Genomic DNA, 16,326 nt, shown 5'->3' with positions numbered 1-16,326 from the left:
CGGCACCAAGCCAGACGATTTGAAACTACTGCCCAGACGGCGTGCGCAGGCCGTGCCAGGCGTCGCGGACCTGCTGGTAGTGTACCTCGGGCAGATAGTCCGGCGTGTTCAGGCTCAAGGTCTTGACGTCGAGATGGCCGACGGCGCTGAGCAGGGTGTAGGAGGCGATCACGCGGTCGCGATTGGCGCCGATCAGGCGGGCCTTGGCCTGGATCAGATCGGCCTGCGAGTTCAGCACGTCCACCGTCGTGCGCTGTCCGCCGGCGGCCTCGCGCTGCACGCCCTGGAGCGCGACGGTCGCCGCTTTTACTTCGGATTCCGAGGCCGAGACCGCGATCTTGGCGCCTTCATTGGCAACCCACGCGCTGACCGCCGCCGTGCGCGCCTGGTTGCGCACCTGGTCGAGCACGAGCCGGCTCTGCGCCGTGATCTCCTTGGCCTGCCGGGTCTGTGCGGCGGCCTGGCCGCCGTCGTAGATCGGCACGGTGACATTGGCGACGATCGAGGCCTGGTCTTCGGCGAAGGTGCCGAGCGTCGGGTCGTTGTTGCGGCTCTTGCTGGCGCTGCCCTGGACGCTGGCGCTCGGCAGCAGGGCGCCTTCGGCGACGCGGATATTAGTGGAGGCGACATCGACGTCGAAGCCTGCCGCCATCACCGCCGGGTGCTGACGGATCGCCATCGTCAGCGCGTCTTCGCGGCTCTTCGGCAGATAGCGGTCGACGACGTCGGCAGCGCGAAGCTGCGACGGCGCATTGCCGATCACCTGCGCGTAGATTGCCTGGCTCACCGCCAGCGCGACTTCGGCGGCATTGAGATCGGAAAGCCCGCGGTTGAGCCGCGCCTCGGCCTGCGCGCTGTCGGTCGGCGTGACGTCGCCGGCATTGAGGCGCCGCTGGGTGACCGAAAGCGTTTCGCGCAAGAAGGCGACGTTGGAGCGTTGCGCCTCGACCAGCGACTGGTTGGCGAGCACATTGGTGTAGGCGGTGACCGCGTCGAGCAGCACGCCCTGGCCGACATTACGCAGCGCCTCGCGGCCCGACTGCACCTGGAGTTCGGCGGCGCGCACGTTGTTGGCGGTGCGGAAACCGTTGAACAGGGTCTGCGACACGGTGACGCCGATGATCCATGGCTTCAGATTGGCGGTCTGGATGGTGTTGTCGGGCAGCAAATTGCGCACCGATTGCAGCCCCGCGCTGAGGCTTGCCACGATCTGGGGCCGGTAGCCGGCGAGCGCCTGCGGCACGTTCTCGTCGGTGGCGCGCTGCCGCGCACGTTCGGCATTGAGCTGCGGATTGGTCTGGTAGGCCTTGGCGAGCGCCTCCGGCAGCGCTTCCGACCATGCGGCGGAGGGCAGGGCGCAACAGAGCGCCAGCGTGGTCCATGTCGCGAGCACAGGAGCCACGCCCGATCGATGCCGCGTCATCACGCGACCAGCTCTGGCGGCACGCCCAATCATGTAATCCGCAAATCCCGGCTGTCCGCCCCCGCCGACGGCGGCTCTCTTAACTGTTTAACCAGCCGAGGTCCCGCAGGCAAACTGCCGCGGGGGAAACCCCCATGTATTCCGTGCTTGTTGCAGCTACATCACAGGGATTCTGCGGGAAAGGCAGAGTCTTACACCTGCCTGACCGCTAGCCTCCTTACCGGTTCTTGTTCACCGGCTTCCGCTTCTCGATGAACGCCGCCATGCCCTCGGAGCGGTCCTCCAGCGCGAAGGTCGAGTGGAACAGGTTGCGCTCGACGCTCATGCCCTCGGCGAGCGTGGTTTCGAAGGCGCGGTTGACCGCTTCCTTGGCCATCGCGACCGCCGGCCGCGACATCGCGGCGATCTTCTCGGCCGCGGCCATCACCTCGTCCATCAGCTTGTCGGCCGGCACGATGCGGCTGACGAGGCCGCTGCGCTCGGCTTCGGCTGCATCCATCATGCGGCCGGTGAGGCAAAGGTCCATCGCCTTGGACTTGCCGATCGCACGGGTCAGGCGCTGGGTGCCGCCGATGCCGGGGATGGTGCCGAGCGTGATTTCGGGTTGGCCAAATTTGGCGGTGTCGGCTGCGATGATGAAGTCGCACATCATCGCGAGCTCGCAGCCGCCGCCCAGCGCATAGCCCGAGACCGCCGCGATCGTCGGCTTGCGGCAGCGTGCGACCCGATCGCCGCCGATCGCGGCAAAATCCTCCGAGAACATGTCGATGAAGCTTTTCGGCTGCATCTCCTTGATGTCGGCACCGGCGGCAAATGCCTTCTCGCTGCCGGTCACGACGATGCAGCCGATGGCGTCATCGGCTTCGAGATCGTCGACGGCCGCGGCGATCTCGCGGAAGACGCCGAAGGAGAGTGCGTTGAGCAGCTTCGGCCGATTCAGCTTGATGATGCCGACCGCGCCTTTGCTTTCGACGATGATGTGTTCGAACGTGCTCATGCTCCACCCACGCTTTTGGTTGAGCGGGCAATGTGCCCGCTGGCGCGGTGGGCTTCAAGAGGCGCTAAAGCCATCGGAGCAGGAACGGCCGGAACACGCGGTGAGATACGCGTTCCGGACGAGGTCGCGCGGACCGGCGATCAGGCCGAAATCAAGCCAAAGTCACGCCATGAACATGCGCGCGGCGGAGGCCAGCGTCAGCAGCGTGCCGACGCCGATGAAGATTTTTCCAATCAGGGAGCTCTGGTCCCAGGCCGAGCTCTGCTGGCTGCTTGCCATCACCGGTGCCGGACGCGGCTGCGCGTCCGTCGCGGCAATCACCGCCTTCTGTACCGGGGCGTTGTCCTGTTGCAGGGCGCGGTCGATGTCGTTGAGCTGATCGGGTGGGACGACCTGGCTCTCGGCGTTCGGGGCGGCGGTATTATCGGCCGCGGCCTGGACGTTGTCGTTGGCGCGGCCCGTCATTGCGGAGGCGGCTGCCGCAGTCGGCGTATCGGCGGCGGCGAGCTGCGCATTGGCGTTGGCGACTTCCGGCGGCATCTGGCTCGAGGCCGGGACCTCACGAGTGTCGGCCTTCGCCTCGTCGGCCGTTGCCGCGGCGTCCTTCTTGTCGGCCTTGTCGTCGGATTTCTGTGCCGTCTTGGCGCTGTCGCGGTGGCGCGACGTGTGACGCCGCTGCTTGCTCGGCTTGACCTCGTCCGCCTGTTTGCCTGCACTGTCCGACTTGCTGGTTGCGGTCGAACTCGGCGCCGCCTGTGCAACGCCCCCGAACAGCACGAAAAGCCCGGCCAGGAGAATCAGGGCCGCGCGCCCGCTGGCTTTCATCATGTTGACATCTCCCCAAGTCCGCCCGTCCCGGACCGAACAGAGACCCTGGGGCGTGACGACAGCGGGGCAGAAAATGGGAATCTTCGGGCCACACCGGGCAAAAGCGCGGCAAACCCTTGCCGGCGCGGCCGCCCGCGGGTGCGTACGGGACCGATCGGTGTTATGAGCCGTCGCAGATCCTGACGGCCGTATCGGTTGCGTGGCCAAGTATGATCACGAATTCGTGATCATACTGCCGCCGGCGTAACAAACTGAAAGAACGGCCGAATTGCATGGTGAGGGCGCGCGTGCGCGGACGTGAGGACGAGTGGACCGACCTGATGCGGTCGGCCATGGCAGGCGATGACGCGGCGTATCATCGTCTGTTGAAGGCGGTCACGCCTGTGCTGCGCGCTGCCGCGAGGCGCGGCCTGGCGCGGGCCGGGCAGCCTCCCGACCAGGCCGAGGATATCGTGCAGGAGATTCTGTTGGCGGTGCATCTGAAGCGGCACACTTGGGACAGCGAAGCCCCGTTCGCCCCGTGGCTGTTTGCGATCGGCCGCAACAAGCTGATCGACATGCTGCGGCGACGGGGCAGGCGGATTTTCGTCAACATCGACGATTTCGCCGAGATCCTGCCGGGCGAGGCGCCGCAGGAGACGGCCTCGGCGGGCGAAGTCGCCAGCCAGCTCAATACGCTGCCGCAACGCCAGCGCGACGTGTTGCAGTCGATCGCGGTCGACAGCACCTCGATCAAGGACACGGCGGCGAAATATTCGATGAGCGAGGGCGCGGTGCGGGTCGCGCTGCATCGCGGACTTGCGGCGCTGACAGCCAAACTGCGGGACCACTAGTCATGGATACCGATCAACTCATTCGCTCGCTCGCGGCCGACAACGCCCATCGCCCGCCGCGCGTCGGCGCGGTGCTGACCATGGCGCTGCTGGTCGCCGCGCCGCTGTCGATCCTGATCTTCGCCACCTTCCTCGGTGTGCGTCACGACGTGATGAGCGCGATGCACAACCCGTTCTTCGACATGAAGTTCGCGGTCACGCTGTCGCTCGCGATCCCGGCGATCATCGTCAGCCTGCATCTGTCGCGTCCCGAAGCCTTGCTGCGTGGCTGGGGCTGGCTGCTGCTGCTGCCCGTCGGGCTGCTCGCGGTGGCGATCGGCAGCGAGGCGATGATGGCGCCGGCCATGCCGGTGACGATGCGATTGATGGGCAAGAATTCCAGAGTTTGCCTGTTCGCAATCCCCGCGATGTCGCTGCCGCTGCTTGCCGGCGCCCTGTTCGGCCTGCGCCACGGCGCGCCGTCGCATCCCGCGCTCGCCGGTGCGCTCGCCGGCCTGGTGTCGGCGGGCCTTGCCGCGACGCTGTACGCCTCGCACTGCACCGATGACTCGCCGCTGTTCGTCGCGACCTGGTACACGCTCGCCACCGCGTTGGTGACGGCAATTGGCGCGCTGGTGGGGGCGAGGGTCCTACGCTACTAGCTCGCCTGCTTCACGCCACCGGCGCCGCGCCCTGCTGCATGCGGTGGAAGCGCAGCACCTGCTGCGCGGTCGAGCTGCGCAGCGCCTCGTAAGCGTCGCGCAGCGTCAGCATGTCGGTCTGCGGGCCGCCTGAGAGCTTCTCGCGCAGGGCGATGATGGCGCGGACGCTCGACCATTGCATGGCCGCGACCTTGGCGAGGATCATCACGCCCTCGACCCGGCTTTCGATCATCATGGTCTCGGCGGTCTCGACTGCGACGCCCGCAAGCGCCGCGAGCCCCGCATTGGTCTCGTCGAACTTGCCCTGCTCTGCGAAGGTGGCGACCTCGAGCTCGGTCAGGCGGCCGTCCTCGTGCAGCGACTTCACCAGCGCCCGCGCCATCTCGGTCTGCCGGGTCATGGTGGCGGCGCGGATCCGCTGAGCCGCTTCCTGAACCACGCTGGACACGTCGCCCGCGAGCTCCGGATGCGCGGCCTCCAGCTTCCGGCGCACGGTCAAGGAGGCCTTCGCGACCAGCTTCAAATAATGATGGCGGGGCAGGTCGGCCCGCAGGCCGATGCAGCTGGCAAGGTCGTCGTCACGTTCGGCGCGGGTCACGAGGTCGGCGAGACTTCCCTCGGACAGTTGCGCGCCCGGATTGCTGACGGTCGATTGCACCACGTCCTCGTCGCCGCGGGCCACCAGCACGTCGCTCAGCGCTTCCGACAGCACACGCCGCAGCGAGATCGCCTTGAGATGGGCCTGGCCCCTGGTGCGCGCGATCTCCATCAGGGTCGCCTCGTCCAGCCGTTCGGATTTCGACAGCACCGGGCCGGAAACCTCGATCACCTCGTCGAGCGCGAGCGTGCGGATGATCTTCGGCGGCGCAGCCGCGATTGATGCGAGGCGGTCGGCGAGCAGCGCCCTGGCGGACGTCTCGATCCGCTCGATCAGGCATTGGAACACCTCGTCGAACACGCGGACGTGGTCGTCGGAATAGTCCACCGCGTTGTCCACGAACAGATCGGTGACGCGGCGCAACGTCTCGACCCGGTGCGCAACGGTGCCGTGCGAGAGCGCAGTTTGCAATTCCTCGAGCAGACTCTCGGATGATTTTGCGGATTTGGATCTCATTGCCCTGTCCTGGAGCGTTCGGCCCGGCCGCGGCTTCTGTCGCGCCGGGAGAAAATGGATGGGTCAGCTCGTTGCAATGCGGTTGCGCCCCTGTGCCTTGGCGGAATAGAGCGCGCTGTCGGCGCGCACGAGAAACGTGTCGGCAGTATCGTTGTCGCGCAGCGTCACGACGCCCGCGGAAATGGTCACGCGCATGCCCGGGGAGAATGCGCTCCAGTCCAGGTCCGCGACGATGCCGCGCAGCCGATCGAGCATGCGCGACGCCGCATCGCCGTCCATCCCCGGCAGCAGCAGCAAGAATTCCTCGCCGCCGTAGCGGCCGAAGCAGTCGGCCGGGCGGATGTTGGCGAAAATGGTGATCGCGAAGGTGCGCAGCACCTCGTCGCCGACGGGATGGCCATGGGCGTCGTTGATGCGCTTGAACCAGTCGAGGTCGATCAGCGCGATCGCGCAAGGGGTCGACGTCTGCCGCGATTTTTCGATCTCGTCGTCGAGAAGCCGCATGATACAGCGGCGGTTGTAGGAGCCTGTGAGCTCGTCGAGCTCCGCCAGTTCCTCGATGCGCCGATAGGCGGCCTTCAGCTCGATGCTGCGCCGGTACAGAATCTTGCGCAGCGTGGCGCCGAACAGGCCGAGGAAGGCGCACTGGCCGATCACCAGCACGAAGCACAGCATCGATGCCGCCCGTTGCAGCTGGGTCGTAACCGGCAGTCCGATTGGCAAGTCCGAGGCGAGGAAGACCAACGCGAGCCCGCAAGTGGCGAGAGCCCAGGTGAGCATCGCCTGACTCGATGTCATACGAAGCGTGCCGAAGGCGAAGATCAGAAACAGCACGGCCAGGAACGCGACGCCGACTGTCGGCACCGCGAGCAGGAACAGCAGCTGCAGCGTCATATGCGCCGAGATCTGGAAGACGGTGAGGTAATGATCCTCGAATTGGTCGCCGAAGCCCGCTTCCGATAGCACGGTGAAGGTCCCGATGATCAGCAGGCCGCCGAGCCAGAACAGCGACGGAACGCCCATGGAGATCACGCCGTCAAAGGCGTAGAGCAGCAGGACGAAGGCGCCGAGCGAATAGCTTGCCACCTGGCCGACATACATCTGGCGCCGCTGCCGGATCCGGCGCGCCAGGACCTCGGGTGCCGCTGCCTCGGTCGTCAAGGCGAGATCCGCGGCCTCAGCGGCATTCCTCTCGGGAAAGGACGTCGCAGCCGTGCTCATGGTCCCGCCAGTGGTGGATGTCAGCCCAAAAATCTACGTCGCAAGCCTTTAGGTTTGGTATCCTTCGAAACCGAATCCACGCTGTGCGGCGCGGCAGCAGGGGACGTCGATCGCTCCAGGAATTTGCCGGCGATTAGGTATCGTGTGCGACGCGGTCGAGCCAAAGCAGGGCTTCGGAAGACATATGTCGTGCTAGGCTGCTAAGGTTCCATGCACGTCGGGCCGTCTCTATTGGGATGGCATTGCTCAGGAAAGTGCTTCATTACTATGTTACCGTTCTTGAGCGAAGCACCCAGCCCCGGGTGGCAACAGGAAATTTCCCGTATGTGGGGTAGATCACATAGCCTCCCGTATGACTGCGGTAGGTTGAACAATTTTACCCCTCCCGTCGAACCGTCTGCCGCATCGACCCGACCAACCTTGCGAGACGGCCTTTGAGCGTGACACAAGCGGCTTCGGACGAGATCCTGATCGCCAGGATCGCTCAAGGTGACCGGCTCGCCATGCAGGTGCTGTACGGGCGGCACCATGTCAGGGTGTATCGGTTCGGCCTCCGGCTCGTGCGGGACGAGCAGGCGGCGGAAGACCTCATCAGCGAGGTGTTTCTCGACGTCTGGCGTCAAGCCGGCAAGTTCGAGGGCCGATCCGCCGTTTCCACCTGGCTGCTGGCCATTACCCGATTCAAGGCCCTGTCTGCGCTCCGGCGCAGGAAGGATTTTGAGTTGGACGACGACGCCGCGAACGCGATCGAGGATACGTCCGACAATCCGGAAACGGCGGTGCAGAAGAAGGATACCAGTGAAGCGTTGCGGGAGTGTCTGACGGGCCTCTCGCCGGACCATCGGGAAATCGTCGATCTCGTCTACTACCACGAGAAATCCGTGGAAGAAGTGGCCGAAATCGTTGGCATCCCGGAGAACACTGTGAAGACGCGCTTGTTCTATGCGCGCAAGAAATTGGCCGAACTGCTGAAGGCAGCCGGCATTGAGCGAGGCTGGCCATGATGGCTTTGAGCAAGAAGATGCTGGAGCAAGAGCCCGGTGAAATTGAACTGCTGCTGCCGTGGCACGCCGCCGGCACGCTGAACCCGCGCGATGCGCGCCGCGTCGACGAGGCGCTGGCGCGCGATCCGGAGCTCGCGAAGCAATATGCCGCGATCCGCGGCGAGTATGAAGAGACCATCCATCTGAACGAGAGCCTGGGTGCTCCGTCGGCGCGTGCGATGCAGAAGCTGTTCGCCGCGATCGACGCTGAGCCTGCGCGGGCGGCCGGTTCGCTGCCGCTGTCGGCGCGCATCGCCACCTTCTTTGCGAGCCTGTCGCCGCGCACTCTGGCCTGGTCGGCGAGTCTTGGCGCCATGGCGCTCGTACTGCAGGCCGGAATCATCGGCGCCGTGTTGACGAAGACCCAGACTGCGACCTTCCAGACTGCTTCGCTCTCGACCAGCGCTCCGATCACCCGCGACCTCGGCACGACCGTCCCGCCAGCGCGCGCGCTGGTACGCTTCACGCCCGAGGCGCGCGTCGCCGACATCACGGCATTGCTCGACGGCTACCAGGCTTCGATCATCGGTGATGCCAAGGGCGGCATGTTCCGCCTCCAGTTCGACAAGGCGATGAGCCGTGACGAACTCACCTCGCTGCTCGGCAAGATGCAGCGCGAGAAGTTCGTCAACCTCGCCGTCGCAGCGCCGTAAGGCGCTTCCAAACCAATGACGCGCAAGTTTGAAAGTGGAGTAAGAGCCGGGGCCTGCGCTTCGTCGGTCGCAGCCGCGCTTCTGCTCGCCGCCTGTCTCGGCGTCGAGGTTGCGCAGGCGCAGGCGATCATGCGCACGCCGACGATCAGTGTCCCCTCCCGAATGCCGACGATTTCTCCTGGCATCGCCGCACGCGTCAGTCCCGGTGTTGCCGCCAGAGCGGTGGCCGTTGGCCGTGGTCCCGGTCCGATTGTGACGACGAGGATTTCGGCGCGGATGGGACCGACGCCGGTGCTGCCTTATGCGCGATACTCCCCGAACCTCTATCCCGCCTGTACCGCGCCCGATCGCGACGCCGCCGGCGAGTGCCTGGCGCAGCAGAACGCAGGCGGCGATGGCTCGGGCAAATCGGGCAAGAAGACCGCCGGAAAGGGGCGCGGCAACAACACGCCCGTCGCCGCGGATTTGCGCACCTTCGCCGGCGAATTCGTCGCCGAAATCGACGGCGGGCTGTCGTTGAGCCAAGCCGACGAGCTTGCGCGTCGCCATGGCCTGACCCGCGTGTCCTCCGAGAATTTTCCCCTGATCGGGGCAACGTTCGGACTGTTCCGCATCACCGACGGCCGGCCCTCCGCGACGGTGCGGCGTGAATTCGCGGCCGACGGCAGCGTGCGCTCGGTCCAGCCGAACTTCCGCTACCTGCTCCAGGACCAGAAATCGTCGGTGCCGACCGAGGGTGATCCCGCGCAATATGCGCTGGCCAAGCTCCGCCTGCCGCAGGCACATACTCTCGCGCATGGCGCCAATGTGACGGTCGCCGTGATCGACTCCGGCATCGACGTCCAACATCCGGAACTTGCCAATTCCATTGCCGACAATTTCGATGCGCTTGGCAGCGCCGACGGCCCGCACATTCATGGCACCGGCATTGCCGGCGCCATCGTGGCGCATGCCAAGCTGATGGGCAGCGCGCCCGAGGCGCGCCTCATCGCCATCCGCGCCTTCGGCGGCACCACCGGCGGGGCCGAGAGCTCGTCCTACATCATCCTGCGCTCGCTGAACTATGCCGCCGAGCATGGCGCCCAGATCGTCAACATGAGCTTTGCCGGTCCCAAAGACGCCGTGATCGAGCGGGCCATCGCGGCGACCGCCGCGCGTGGCCTGGTGCTGATCGCGGCCGCCGGCAATGCCGGCGCGAAGTCGCCGCCACTCTATCCGGCCGCCAATCCCAACGTGATCGCGGTCAGTGCGACCGACCAGCAGGACCGGCTGTTCACCGCCTCCAACCGCGGCAACTACATCGCGGTCGCGGCCCCCGGCGTCGATATCTTCCTGCCGGCGCCTGACGGCAAATACCAGATGACGTCGGGCACCTCGTTCTCGGCCGCCTATGTCTCCGGCGTCGCGGCGCTGCTGCTCGAGCGCAACTACGCCTTGAAGCCGGAAGCGCTGCGCACGACGCTGGCGAAGACGGCGCGCGACCTCGGTTCACCCGGCCGTGATGATCTGTTCGGCGATGGTGAGGCCGACGCGTTTGCCGCGGTCATGGCCGTTCCCGCCGCCGGCGCGACGCCGGTCGCGGCCGCCTCCGGTACAACAAAACGTGAAGATATCGGGAAGCGTCGCGACGAGCCTGGCGTCCGCGCATTAGAGCAACCGTCGTTGTCGAGCACCGAGGATAAAGCCATGGTTTCTCAAGCGGATAAGCCGGCGACGCGATAGCGGCTGCGACAACTTTGCGCGCGGCGCGAAGGTCGAAAAATCAAACGCCGCGTTGAACGTTCGGCCCGCTGCCACGACCAAATTATGTGGGAGCGGTTATCCCTCCCCATAAGTCATATTAGGCGCGAGCGCCCATCCACCCCAAGCGCCCATATGGCTCGACCCGTCCGGTTGTCCCCCCGGACGGGTCTTTTCTTTTTGGACGTCCAATTCCTCGAAGCCCTACGCGAGATCAGCTTCCGGTTGAGAGATCGTAGCTCACTCAGCGCGACCGCTCCGCCGGCACGCCGCAAGCGCGCTATGCTTGTGCGAAGCTTGACTCCAAAACCCCTTGAATCTCCGCACGACTACGGAGTTTGGTGACGAAAACATCGTCGTTGCTGGACAAGTCAAAACTTTTCCACAAAATATTCACGTCGCGTCTAAATTGATTCGTGTGCGTTGCGTCGCGTCCGTATTTTCTCCTGACGGGCTGATTTATGACACATCGCCAAGAAGCTATTCGCGACATTGCTATTGGCCGCGACGTTGCGGCACGCTGGTGCGCTCTCGCCGAGCAGCGGCTGGTGCATCTCTCCGAGATGTTCGAGACCGGGCGCTGGCGCCGCTATCACTCCGAGATCGCATTTCTCGAAAACATCCAGGAAGCCAAGCTCGCCGTCCAGACCTGGCGCGCGCTTGCCACCGGCGCCGATGTCGCCACGGCGGCCGCCAGCGTCTCGCCCGCATTCGGCTGGTCGCCGGCGACAATGCCCCGCATGTTTCCGCGCGAGCCCCAGGCGCAGACCGTGCAACCGAAGGCCGTGCACATCGCCCCGCAGATCGCCGTGCCGGTCAGGCTCGATCCCAAGCCGGGCGTTCTCGCCGAAATCTCCGAAGCCCCGGCCGCGCAGGTCGCCGCGCCTGCCCCGATGGCACCGCTCAGAGTGCCGGCTGCCATGGCGCCGCCCACCGCGCCCGTCGCGATGACGGGGCCCAAGGTGCCGGCCGCGACGGCAGCGCCCAAGGCAGTGGCCGCAATGGCGGCGCTTCTGCCGCAGTTCTCTCCGCCGGCAGCCGAAATTGTCGCAGCCCCCGAACGTCTGGTTGAGTTCACCTTCAGCCTCGACGGCCTCGAAGCGAAGTACCCGCTGCTGCGGAACGCGTTCTAGCGTTCGAGAGCCAGAGGCGAGGAACGGCACCTACCGCCGCACCGCATTCCCGCCGACGACCAATTGCGCAAACCGCTGAGCGCCGTCCGCCGACAAATCCGACGTTACGGCGCGCGCGTGGTCGAGCCCGACGACGGCGCCGCGCGGGGTTTCCGAGATCATGTTGTTGTTGACGAGCGCGGTGCCTGCGCCGGGCACGACGGACACCCCGACGCCGGCCAGCGCCTTGCGGATCACGTTGCCCGTGATCGCGACGTCGCGGAGATATTTGCCCCAGCCGGCGACGATGCCGTAGGACGGCGCGTTCTCGATCACGTTGCCGGTGACCGATGAATCCGCCTCGATGTAGATGCCGATGCCGGCATCGTCATCCGGCGCGGTGCCGATCGGCCGCTTCGGGATCAGATTGCGGATGATGTTGCCCTGAACCACTGCGATGCGGCCGCCTTCGTTGAAATTGCAGACGGAGACGCCGACGGCGGCGCCGTCCACAATGTTGTTGGCGATCACCGCGGCCTCGAACGCAAATTCCGAATACAGCGCGACCTCGCGCACGTCGCTGACGCTGTTACCGGTGATGTGGATGTTCGAGGCCGAGTTGCCGCGCACGGCGGAGTAATCGCAGTTCTTGATGCGATTGCCGCGCACGATGACGTTGCCGGCGCGGAACGCGTTGATGGCATTGCCGTACTGGCCGGAGCCGCCGGGGCCGGCCTTGATGTCCTCGATGCGGTTATCAGTGACCAGCGTGCCGTCATCGCCGATGGCGGTGCGCAGGATCTCGATGCCGTTGTCGTTGGTGCCGGTGATGGTGTTGTGGGAGACGCTGAGACCCCTGGCGTCGAACGACACCACTGCCGTCACCGCGATGTTGGTAAAGATGTTGCCCGAGATGTCGCCGGAGACCTGCTCGAGCCAGATGCCGCTGCCGCCGGACCTCGTGATTTCGCAATCGGTGATGCGGACGTCGCGTCCGCCGAGGATCTGGATCAGCCCGCGCCGCGTCGGCAGCGGAATGCCGCCGCCGTCGAAGGTGATGCCAGAAAGGCCGATTGCATCCGAGCCGTCGCTCTGGATCGCCGACGCCCCGCCGGTGAAGACGAATTTTGTCGCGCCGCGCACGCCGACCAGTTGCGCGCCATTTGGCAGGCGCAACAGTCCCGTGCGGTAGATGCCGGGTGGCAGCGCCAGCGGCATCTGCGCCCGCGTGGCCTCGTCGATCGCACGCTGGAGCGCGCGGGTCTGATCCTCGCTGCTGCCGGGCCGCACGCCATATTGCGTAGCATCGCGGCCGAGCAGCGACGTCAGCGGCGCTGCGCGCGCGGCGTCGGCTGGTATCGCGAGCGCGCCGGCGATGCCTGCGGTCGATGCTCCGATGAGATGGCGGCGATTGAGGTCCATGGACGCGTCCTCCGGCGGCCGCGGGGGTCCGCAGCGGTTAGGTAGCGCAGGGCCGCTGGTCGCGTGAGGATTGTTCGCGGTAGGGTTAAATGTTTACGCAGTCGTGTTCCGCGCCTTCCGTGCCAACTGCACCATCTCCATCAGCATCGCTTCCCCGGCGTCCACCAGTTCCTCCAGCGTGATCCGCGGCGCGCCCTTGCGGCGCATGGCGCCGCTGCGCGCAAGCAGGGGAATATGGATGAACGCCGCAAGCTGCGGCCCGCCAGCCTTGACGTTCTCGATCGCGCGCCAGCTCAGGTAATTGCAGAGATAGGCGCCGGCATCGCGCGAGGCGCGTGCGTCGATGCCGGTGAGGCGCGCGGCGCGCAGCAGCCTTGCGGTGTGCGGACCGAAAATCATCGCGTCCGCATTGGCGGCGATGCCGCGCTTGCTCGAGCGTGTGTTGGCGGCGTCGGGCCAGAGCATGGTGACGGCGTTGCGCGCGCGGCTCTCGATGCGCAGATAGGGCGTGCGTGCCGCGAGGCCAAACATCAGCAACGCATCCGGCTTCTCCTTCGCGAGCACCTCCGGCAATTGCCGGTCCACCGCGGCATAGGTGACCGGGAAGATGTGGCTGGAGATTGCGGCATCGTCGAGTGCGGGACGGCGCAATTGCGCCAACCGGGCGACCAACGGCTGGGTCGGATTGTAGGGCGCGCCGGGAAACGGGCCGAAGCCGGTGAGGAGGATGCGGAGCTTGTCGCTCATTGCAGCAACTCCAGGATCTTTTCGGCGGCGAGCGCCGGCGTAAGATGGCCGTCGGCGACCTCGGTCTCGATCTTCCGAACCTTGGTCCGCACCGACGCCTCGCTGCGCAGCCGCGCCAGCATGCGCTGCTCCAGCATCGACCACATCCATTTCACCTGCTGCTCGCGCCGCCGTGCGGCGAAGTCGCCGGATGCATTCATCGCCTTGCGGTGATCGAGAACCTTTTGCCAGATCTTCGCGATGCCGTCGCCGGTCAGCGCCGAATAGGTCTCGACCGGCGGATGCCAGTGCTCGGAGCGCGGCGTCAGGATGTGCAGCGCGCCGCGATAATCGGCGGCGGTGATGTTGGCGCGCTTGAGATTGTCGCCATCGGCCTTGTTGATCGCGATCATGTCGGCGAGCTCGACCAGGCCCTTCTTGATCCCTTGGAGCTCGTCGCCGCCGCCCGGCAGCATCAGAGCCAGGAAGAAATCGGTCATGTCGCAGACTGCCGTTTCGGACTGGCCGATGCCGACAGTCTCGACCAGCACGACGTCGAAGCCGGCCGCCTCGCACAGCAGCATCGCCTCGCGTGTCTTGGCCGCGACGCCGCCGAGCGTGCCCGAGGACGGCGAGGGCCGGATGAAGGCGTCGTCGGACGCCGACAGCCGGGCCATCCGCGTCTTGTCGCCGAGGATCGAGCCACCGCTCCGCGCCGAGGACGGATCGACCGCGAGCACCGCGACCTTGTGGCCTTGCTCGATGAGATGGGTGCCGAGCGCGTCGATGGTGGTGGATTTGCCGACGCCGGGCGAGCCGGTGATGCCGACGCGGACTGCCCTGCCGGTATCGGGCAAGAGCATCTGCACCAGCTCGCGCGCCAGCGCCTGGTGATCGCTGCGCCGGCTCTCGACCAGCGTGATGGCCCGCGCGAGCGCCGCGCGGCTGCCGGCGCGAAGGTCATGGGCGAGGGATTTGATGTCCAGTGAAGGCTTTTTCTCAACCATGCCCTGCTTTACAACGCCCGCGCGGGGCAGGCGAGGGCTGCTCGCCCGATATCACCGGGATGTCGCCGCCACCCCCGTCCGCAGCGGTTTCACCTTCCGCCACGCCCAGACCATCACCGGCCACAGCAGCGCGCCGATCGCCATGGCGGCGAGGATCGCGGCGACCGGGCGCTCGAAAAACGGCAGGATGCTGCCGTCCGACTTGATCAGCGAAGTGACAAAGGCCTGCTCGACCATGGTGCCCATGACGATGCCGAGCACCATCGCGGCGACGGGATAGCCGTTTGCTTCCATCACATAGCCGATGATGCCGAAGGCGGCGACGGTGACGACGCCGAACATGTTGTTGCCGATCGCGAACGAGCCGACCGCGCAGCACAGCATGATGATCGGCATGATGGCGGAGCGCGGTGCCAGCAGGATGTAGGCGGCAACCCGGATCATGGCGATGCCGAGCGGGATCATCAAAATGTTCGCGATGATGAACATCAGATAGATCGCGTACATGCTCGACGCTTTCTCGGTGAACAGCGTCGGCCCCGGGTTGAGCCCCTTCATGTAGAGCACGCCGATCGCGATCGCGGCGATGGTGTCGCCGGGGATGCCGAACAGCAGCGACGGCACCCAGCCCGAGGCGATGCTGGCATTGTTGCTGGCGCCGGCCTCGACCAGGCCCTCGACATGGCCGGTGCCGAATTTTTCCGGTTCTTTGGAGAAGCGCTTTGACATCGCGTAGGACACCCAGGCGGCCATGTCGGCGCCGGCGCCGGGCAGCACGCCGATGATGATGCCGACGATGTTTCCGCGCGTCATCTGCCAATGGTATTTCTTGGTCAGCTTCCACTGACCGGCCATGATGCTTCCGAATTTGCGCCGTGGCAGCGGCGGCGGCTCGGGCGTCAGCATCGCGCGCATCACCTGGCCGACCGCGAACACGCCGACCAGCGCGGGGATGGGCTCGATGCCGCCGAACAGATCGGTGAGGCCGAAGGTGAAGCGCGGCACGCCGCCGGGATTTTCGATGCCGACGCAGGAGACCAGCAGGCCGAGGAACATGCCCGCGATTGCCTTCACGGGCGAGGAGCGCGCCACCAGCGTCGCGCACATCAGGCCGAGCAGCGCCAGCCAGAAATACTCGAAGGTCGAAAACGACAGCGCGATCTCGGCCAGCGGCGGCGCCAGGATCATCAGCGACAGCACGCCGGCGATGCCGCCGACGGCCGAGAACCACACGCCGGCCCCGAGCGCCAGCTCGGCCTGCCCCTTGCGGGTCATGGCGTAGGCCTCGTCCGCATAGGCGGCGGAGGCGGGCGTTCCGGGGATGCGCAGCAGCGCGCCGGGAATGTCGCCGGAGAAGATCGCCATTGAGGACGCCGCGACGATGGTCGCGATCGCCGCGATCGGCGAGAGATAGAAGGTGACGGGGACGAGCAGGGCGGTTGCCATCGTCGCGGACAGGCCCGGCAGCGAGCCGATCACGAGCCCGTACACCGAGGCTGCGAACATCGCGATGATGACCTCCCAGGTGGAGATCAGTGCGAACGCTTCAATCAGGGTTTTCAGCAT

At 66.1% G+C, this 16,326-nt stretch carries 15 protein-coding genes; 6 read left to right on the top strand and 9 right to left on the bottom strand.

The annotated features are described in order from the left end of the window. Nucleotides 1-25: 25 nt before the first annotated feature. The 3 genes from AC0L20_RS25360 to AC0L20_RS25350 all read right to left on the bottom strand — a co-directional run bounded on the left by AC0L20_RS25360 (nucleotide 26) and on the right by AC0L20_RS25350 (nucleotide 3,248). Nucleotides 26-1,423, bottom strand: a complete 1,398-nt coding sequence (locus AC0L20_RS25360) for a TolC family outer membrane protein (protein ID WP_473293467.1) — start codon at nucleotides 1,421-1,423, stop codon at nucleotides 26-28. A gap of 217 nt (nucleotides 1,424-1,640) precedes the next feature. Further along, nucleotides 1,641-2,420, bottom strand: a complete 780-nt coding sequence (locus AC0L20_RS25355; RefSeq protein ID WP_473293465.1) for an enoyl-CoA hydratase — start codon at nucleotides 2,418-2,420, stop codon at nucleotides 1,641-1,643. 162 nt (nucleotides 2,421-2,582) lie between these two features. Further along, nucleotides 2,583-3,248 carry a hypothetical protein gene (locus AC0L20_RS25350; RefSeq protein WP_473293463.1) on the bottom strand — a complete coding sequence of 222 codons (666 nt, stop codon included), beginning with the start codon at nucleotides 3,246-3,248 and terminating at the stop codon, nucleotides 2,583-2,585. 287 nt (nucleotides 3,249-3,535) lie between these two features. Between AC0L20_RS25350 and AC0L20_RS25345 the strand changes: the two genes are divergently transcribed. After that, nucleotides 3,536-4,081, top strand: coding sequence for a sigma-70 family RNA polymerase sigma factor (locus AC0L20_RS25345; protein WP_027516883.1), 546 nt, complete (start codon nucleotides 3,536-3,538; stop codon nucleotides 4,079-4,081). A gap of 2 nt (nucleotides 4,082-4,083) precedes the next feature. Then, the gene (locus AC0L20_RS25340; RefSeq protein ID WP_456765193.1) at nucleotides 4,084-4,722 is read left to right on the top strand and encodes an NrsF family protein; all 639 of its coding nucleotides are present in this window, start codon (nucleotides 4,084-4,086) and stop codon (nucleotides 4,720-4,722) included. A 10-nt stretch (nucleotides 4,723-4,732) separates the two neighbouring features. Here AC0L20_RS25340 and AC0L20_RS25335 read toward each other — a convergent pair whose 3' ends face one another. Together AC0L20_RS25335 and AC0L20_RS25330 are read right to left on the bottom strand one after the other, a co-directional pair. Further along, entirely contained in the window at nucleotides 4,733-5,836 is a 1,104-nt protein-coding gene (locus AC0L20_RS25335; RefSeq protein ID WP_473293460.1) for a DUF2336 domain-containing protein, read from the bottom strand. Between the two features lie 63 nt (nucleotides 5,837-5,899). Beyond that, a complete protein-coding gene (locus AC0L20_RS25330; RefSeq protein WP_473293458.1) occupies nucleotides 5,900-7,057 on the bottom strand; it encodes a GGDEF domain-containing protein in 1,158 nt (385 codons plus the stop codon). Nucleotides 7,058-7,491: 434 nt separating this feature from the next. Between AC0L20_RS25330 and AC0L20_RS25325 the strand changes: the two genes are divergently transcribed. The 4 genes from AC0L20_RS25325 (at nucleotide 7,492) to AC0L20_RS25310 (ending at nucleotide 11,626) form a co-directional block, all read left to right on the top strand. Beyond that, nucleotides 7,492-8,061: a sigma-70 family RNA polymerase sigma factor gene (locus AC0L20_RS25325; RefSeq protein ID WP_007593582.1), complete on the top strand. Its 570-nt coding sequence runs from the start codon at nucleotides 7,492-7,494 to the stop codon at nucleotides 8,059-8,061. Then, entirely contained in the window at nucleotides 8,058-8,753 is a 696-nt protein-coding gene (locus tag AC0L20_RS25320; protein ID WP_473293456.1) for a hypothetical protein, read from the top strand. The genes AC0L20_RS25325 and AC0L20_RS25320 overlap by 4 nt, the downstream gene beginning before the upstream one ends. A 15-nt stretch (nucleotides 8,754-8,768) precedes the next feature. Then, entirely contained in the window at nucleotides 8,769-10,475 is a 1,707-nt protein-coding gene (locus tag AC0L20_RS25315; RefSeq protein WP_473293454.1) for a S8 family serine peptidase, read from the top strand. 509 nt (nucleotides 10,476-10,984) lie between these two features. Then, nucleotides 10,985-11,626: a TIGR03809 family protein gene (locus AC0L20_RS25310; protein WP_473293536.1), complete on the top strand. Its 642-nt coding sequence runs from the start codon at nucleotides 10,985-10,987 to the stop codon at nucleotides 11,624-11,626. Nucleotides 11,627-11,656: 30 nt separating this feature from the next. Here the strand turns inward: AC0L20_RS25310 and AC0L20_RS25305 are convergent, their stop codons facing one another. From AC0L20_RS25305 to AC0L20_RS25290, 4 genes are all read right to left on the bottom strand, one after another. Next, complete coding sequence (locus AC0L20_RS25305) at nucleotides 11,657-13,027, bottom strand: TIGR03808 family TAT-translocated repetitive protein (RefSeq protein WP_473293452.1); 1,371 nt, start codon at nucleotides 13,025-13,027, stop codon at nucleotides 11,657-11,659. 93 nt (nucleotides 13,028-13,120) lie between these two features. Beyond that, nucleotides 13,121-13,774 carry a pyroglutamyl-peptidase I gene (locus AC0L20_RS25300; RefSeq protein WP_473293450.1) on the bottom strand — a complete coding sequence of 218 codons (654 nt, stop codon included), beginning with the start codon at nucleotides 13,772-13,774 and terminating at the stop codon, nucleotides 13,121-13,123. Then, nucleotides 13,771-14,760, bottom strand: a complete 990-nt coding sequence (meaB, locus tag AC0L20_RS25295; protein ID WP_473293448.1) for a methylmalonyl Co-A mutase-associated GTPase MeaB — start codon at nucleotides 14,758-14,760, stop codon at nucleotides 13,771-13,773. Before meaB ends, AC0L20_RS25300 begins: the two co-directional genes overlap by 4 nt. A gap of 51 nt (nucleotides 14,761-14,811) precedes the next feature. Continuing rightward, nucleotides 14,812-16,326, bottom strand: a complete 1,515-nt coding sequence (locus AC0L20_RS25290) for a tripartite tricarboxylate transporter permease (RefSeq protein WP_473293446.1) — start codon at nucleotides 16,324-16,326, stop codon at nucleotides 14,812-14,814.

It is taken from the genome of Bradyrhizobium sp. Kon58 (assembly GCF_055807455.1).
This window is presented reverse-complemented; position numbering and strand designations above follow the sequence as displayed.

Excerpts from the sequence above, each read along its gene's own strand:
- AC0L20_RS25360 (WP_473293467.1), bottom strand. The coding sequence starts at position 1,423 with ATGACGCGGCATCGATCGGGCGTGGCTCCTGTGCTCGCGACATGGACC.
- AC0L20_RS25355 (WP_473293465.1), bottom strand. The coding sequence starts at position 2,420 with ATGAGCACGTTCGAACACATCATCGTCGAAAGCAAAGGCGCGGTCGGC.
- AC0L20_RS25350 (WP_473293463.1), bottom strand. The coding sequence starts at position 3,248 with ATGATGAAAGCCAGCGGGCGCGCGGCCCTGATTCTCCTGGCCGGGCTT.
- AC0L20_RS25340 (WP_456765193.1), top strand. The coding sequence starts at position 4,084 with ATGGATACCGATCAACTCATTCGCTCGCTCGCGGCCGACAACGCCCAT.
- AC0L20_RS25335 (WP_473293460.1), bottom strand. The coding sequence starts at position 5,836 with ATGAGATCCAAATCCGCAAAATCATCCGAGAGTCTGCTCGAGGAATTG.
- AC0L20_RS25330 (WP_473293458.1), bottom strand. The coding sequence starts at position 7,057 with ATGAGCACGGCTGCGACGTCCTTTCCCGAGAGGAATGCCGCTGAGGCC.
- AC0L20_RS25320 (WP_473293456.1), top strand. The coding sequence starts at position 8,058 with ATGATGGCTTTGAGCAAGAAGATGCTGGAGCAAGAGCCCGGTGAAATT.
- AC0L20_RS25315 (WP_473293454.1), top strand. The coding sequence starts at position 8,769 with ATGACGCGCAAGTTTGAAAGTGGAGTAAGAGCCGGGGCCTGCGCTTCG.
- AC0L20_RS25305 (WP_473293452.1), bottom strand. The coding sequence starts at position 13,027 with ATGGACCTCAATCGCCGCCATCTCATCGGAGCATCGACCGCAGGCATC.
- AC0L20_RS25300 (WP_473293450.1), bottom strand. The coding sequence starts at position 13,774 with ATGAGCGACAAGCTCCGCATCCTCCTCACCGGCTTCGGCCCGTTTCCC.
- meaB (WP_473293448.1), bottom strand. The coding sequence starts at position 14,760 with ATGGTTGAGAAAAAGCCTTCACTGGACATCAAATCCCTCGCCCATGAC.
- AC0L20_RS25290 (WP_473293446.1), bottom strand. The coding sequence starts at position 16,326 with ATGCTGAAAACCCTGATTGAAGCGTTCGCACTGATCTCCACCTGGGAG.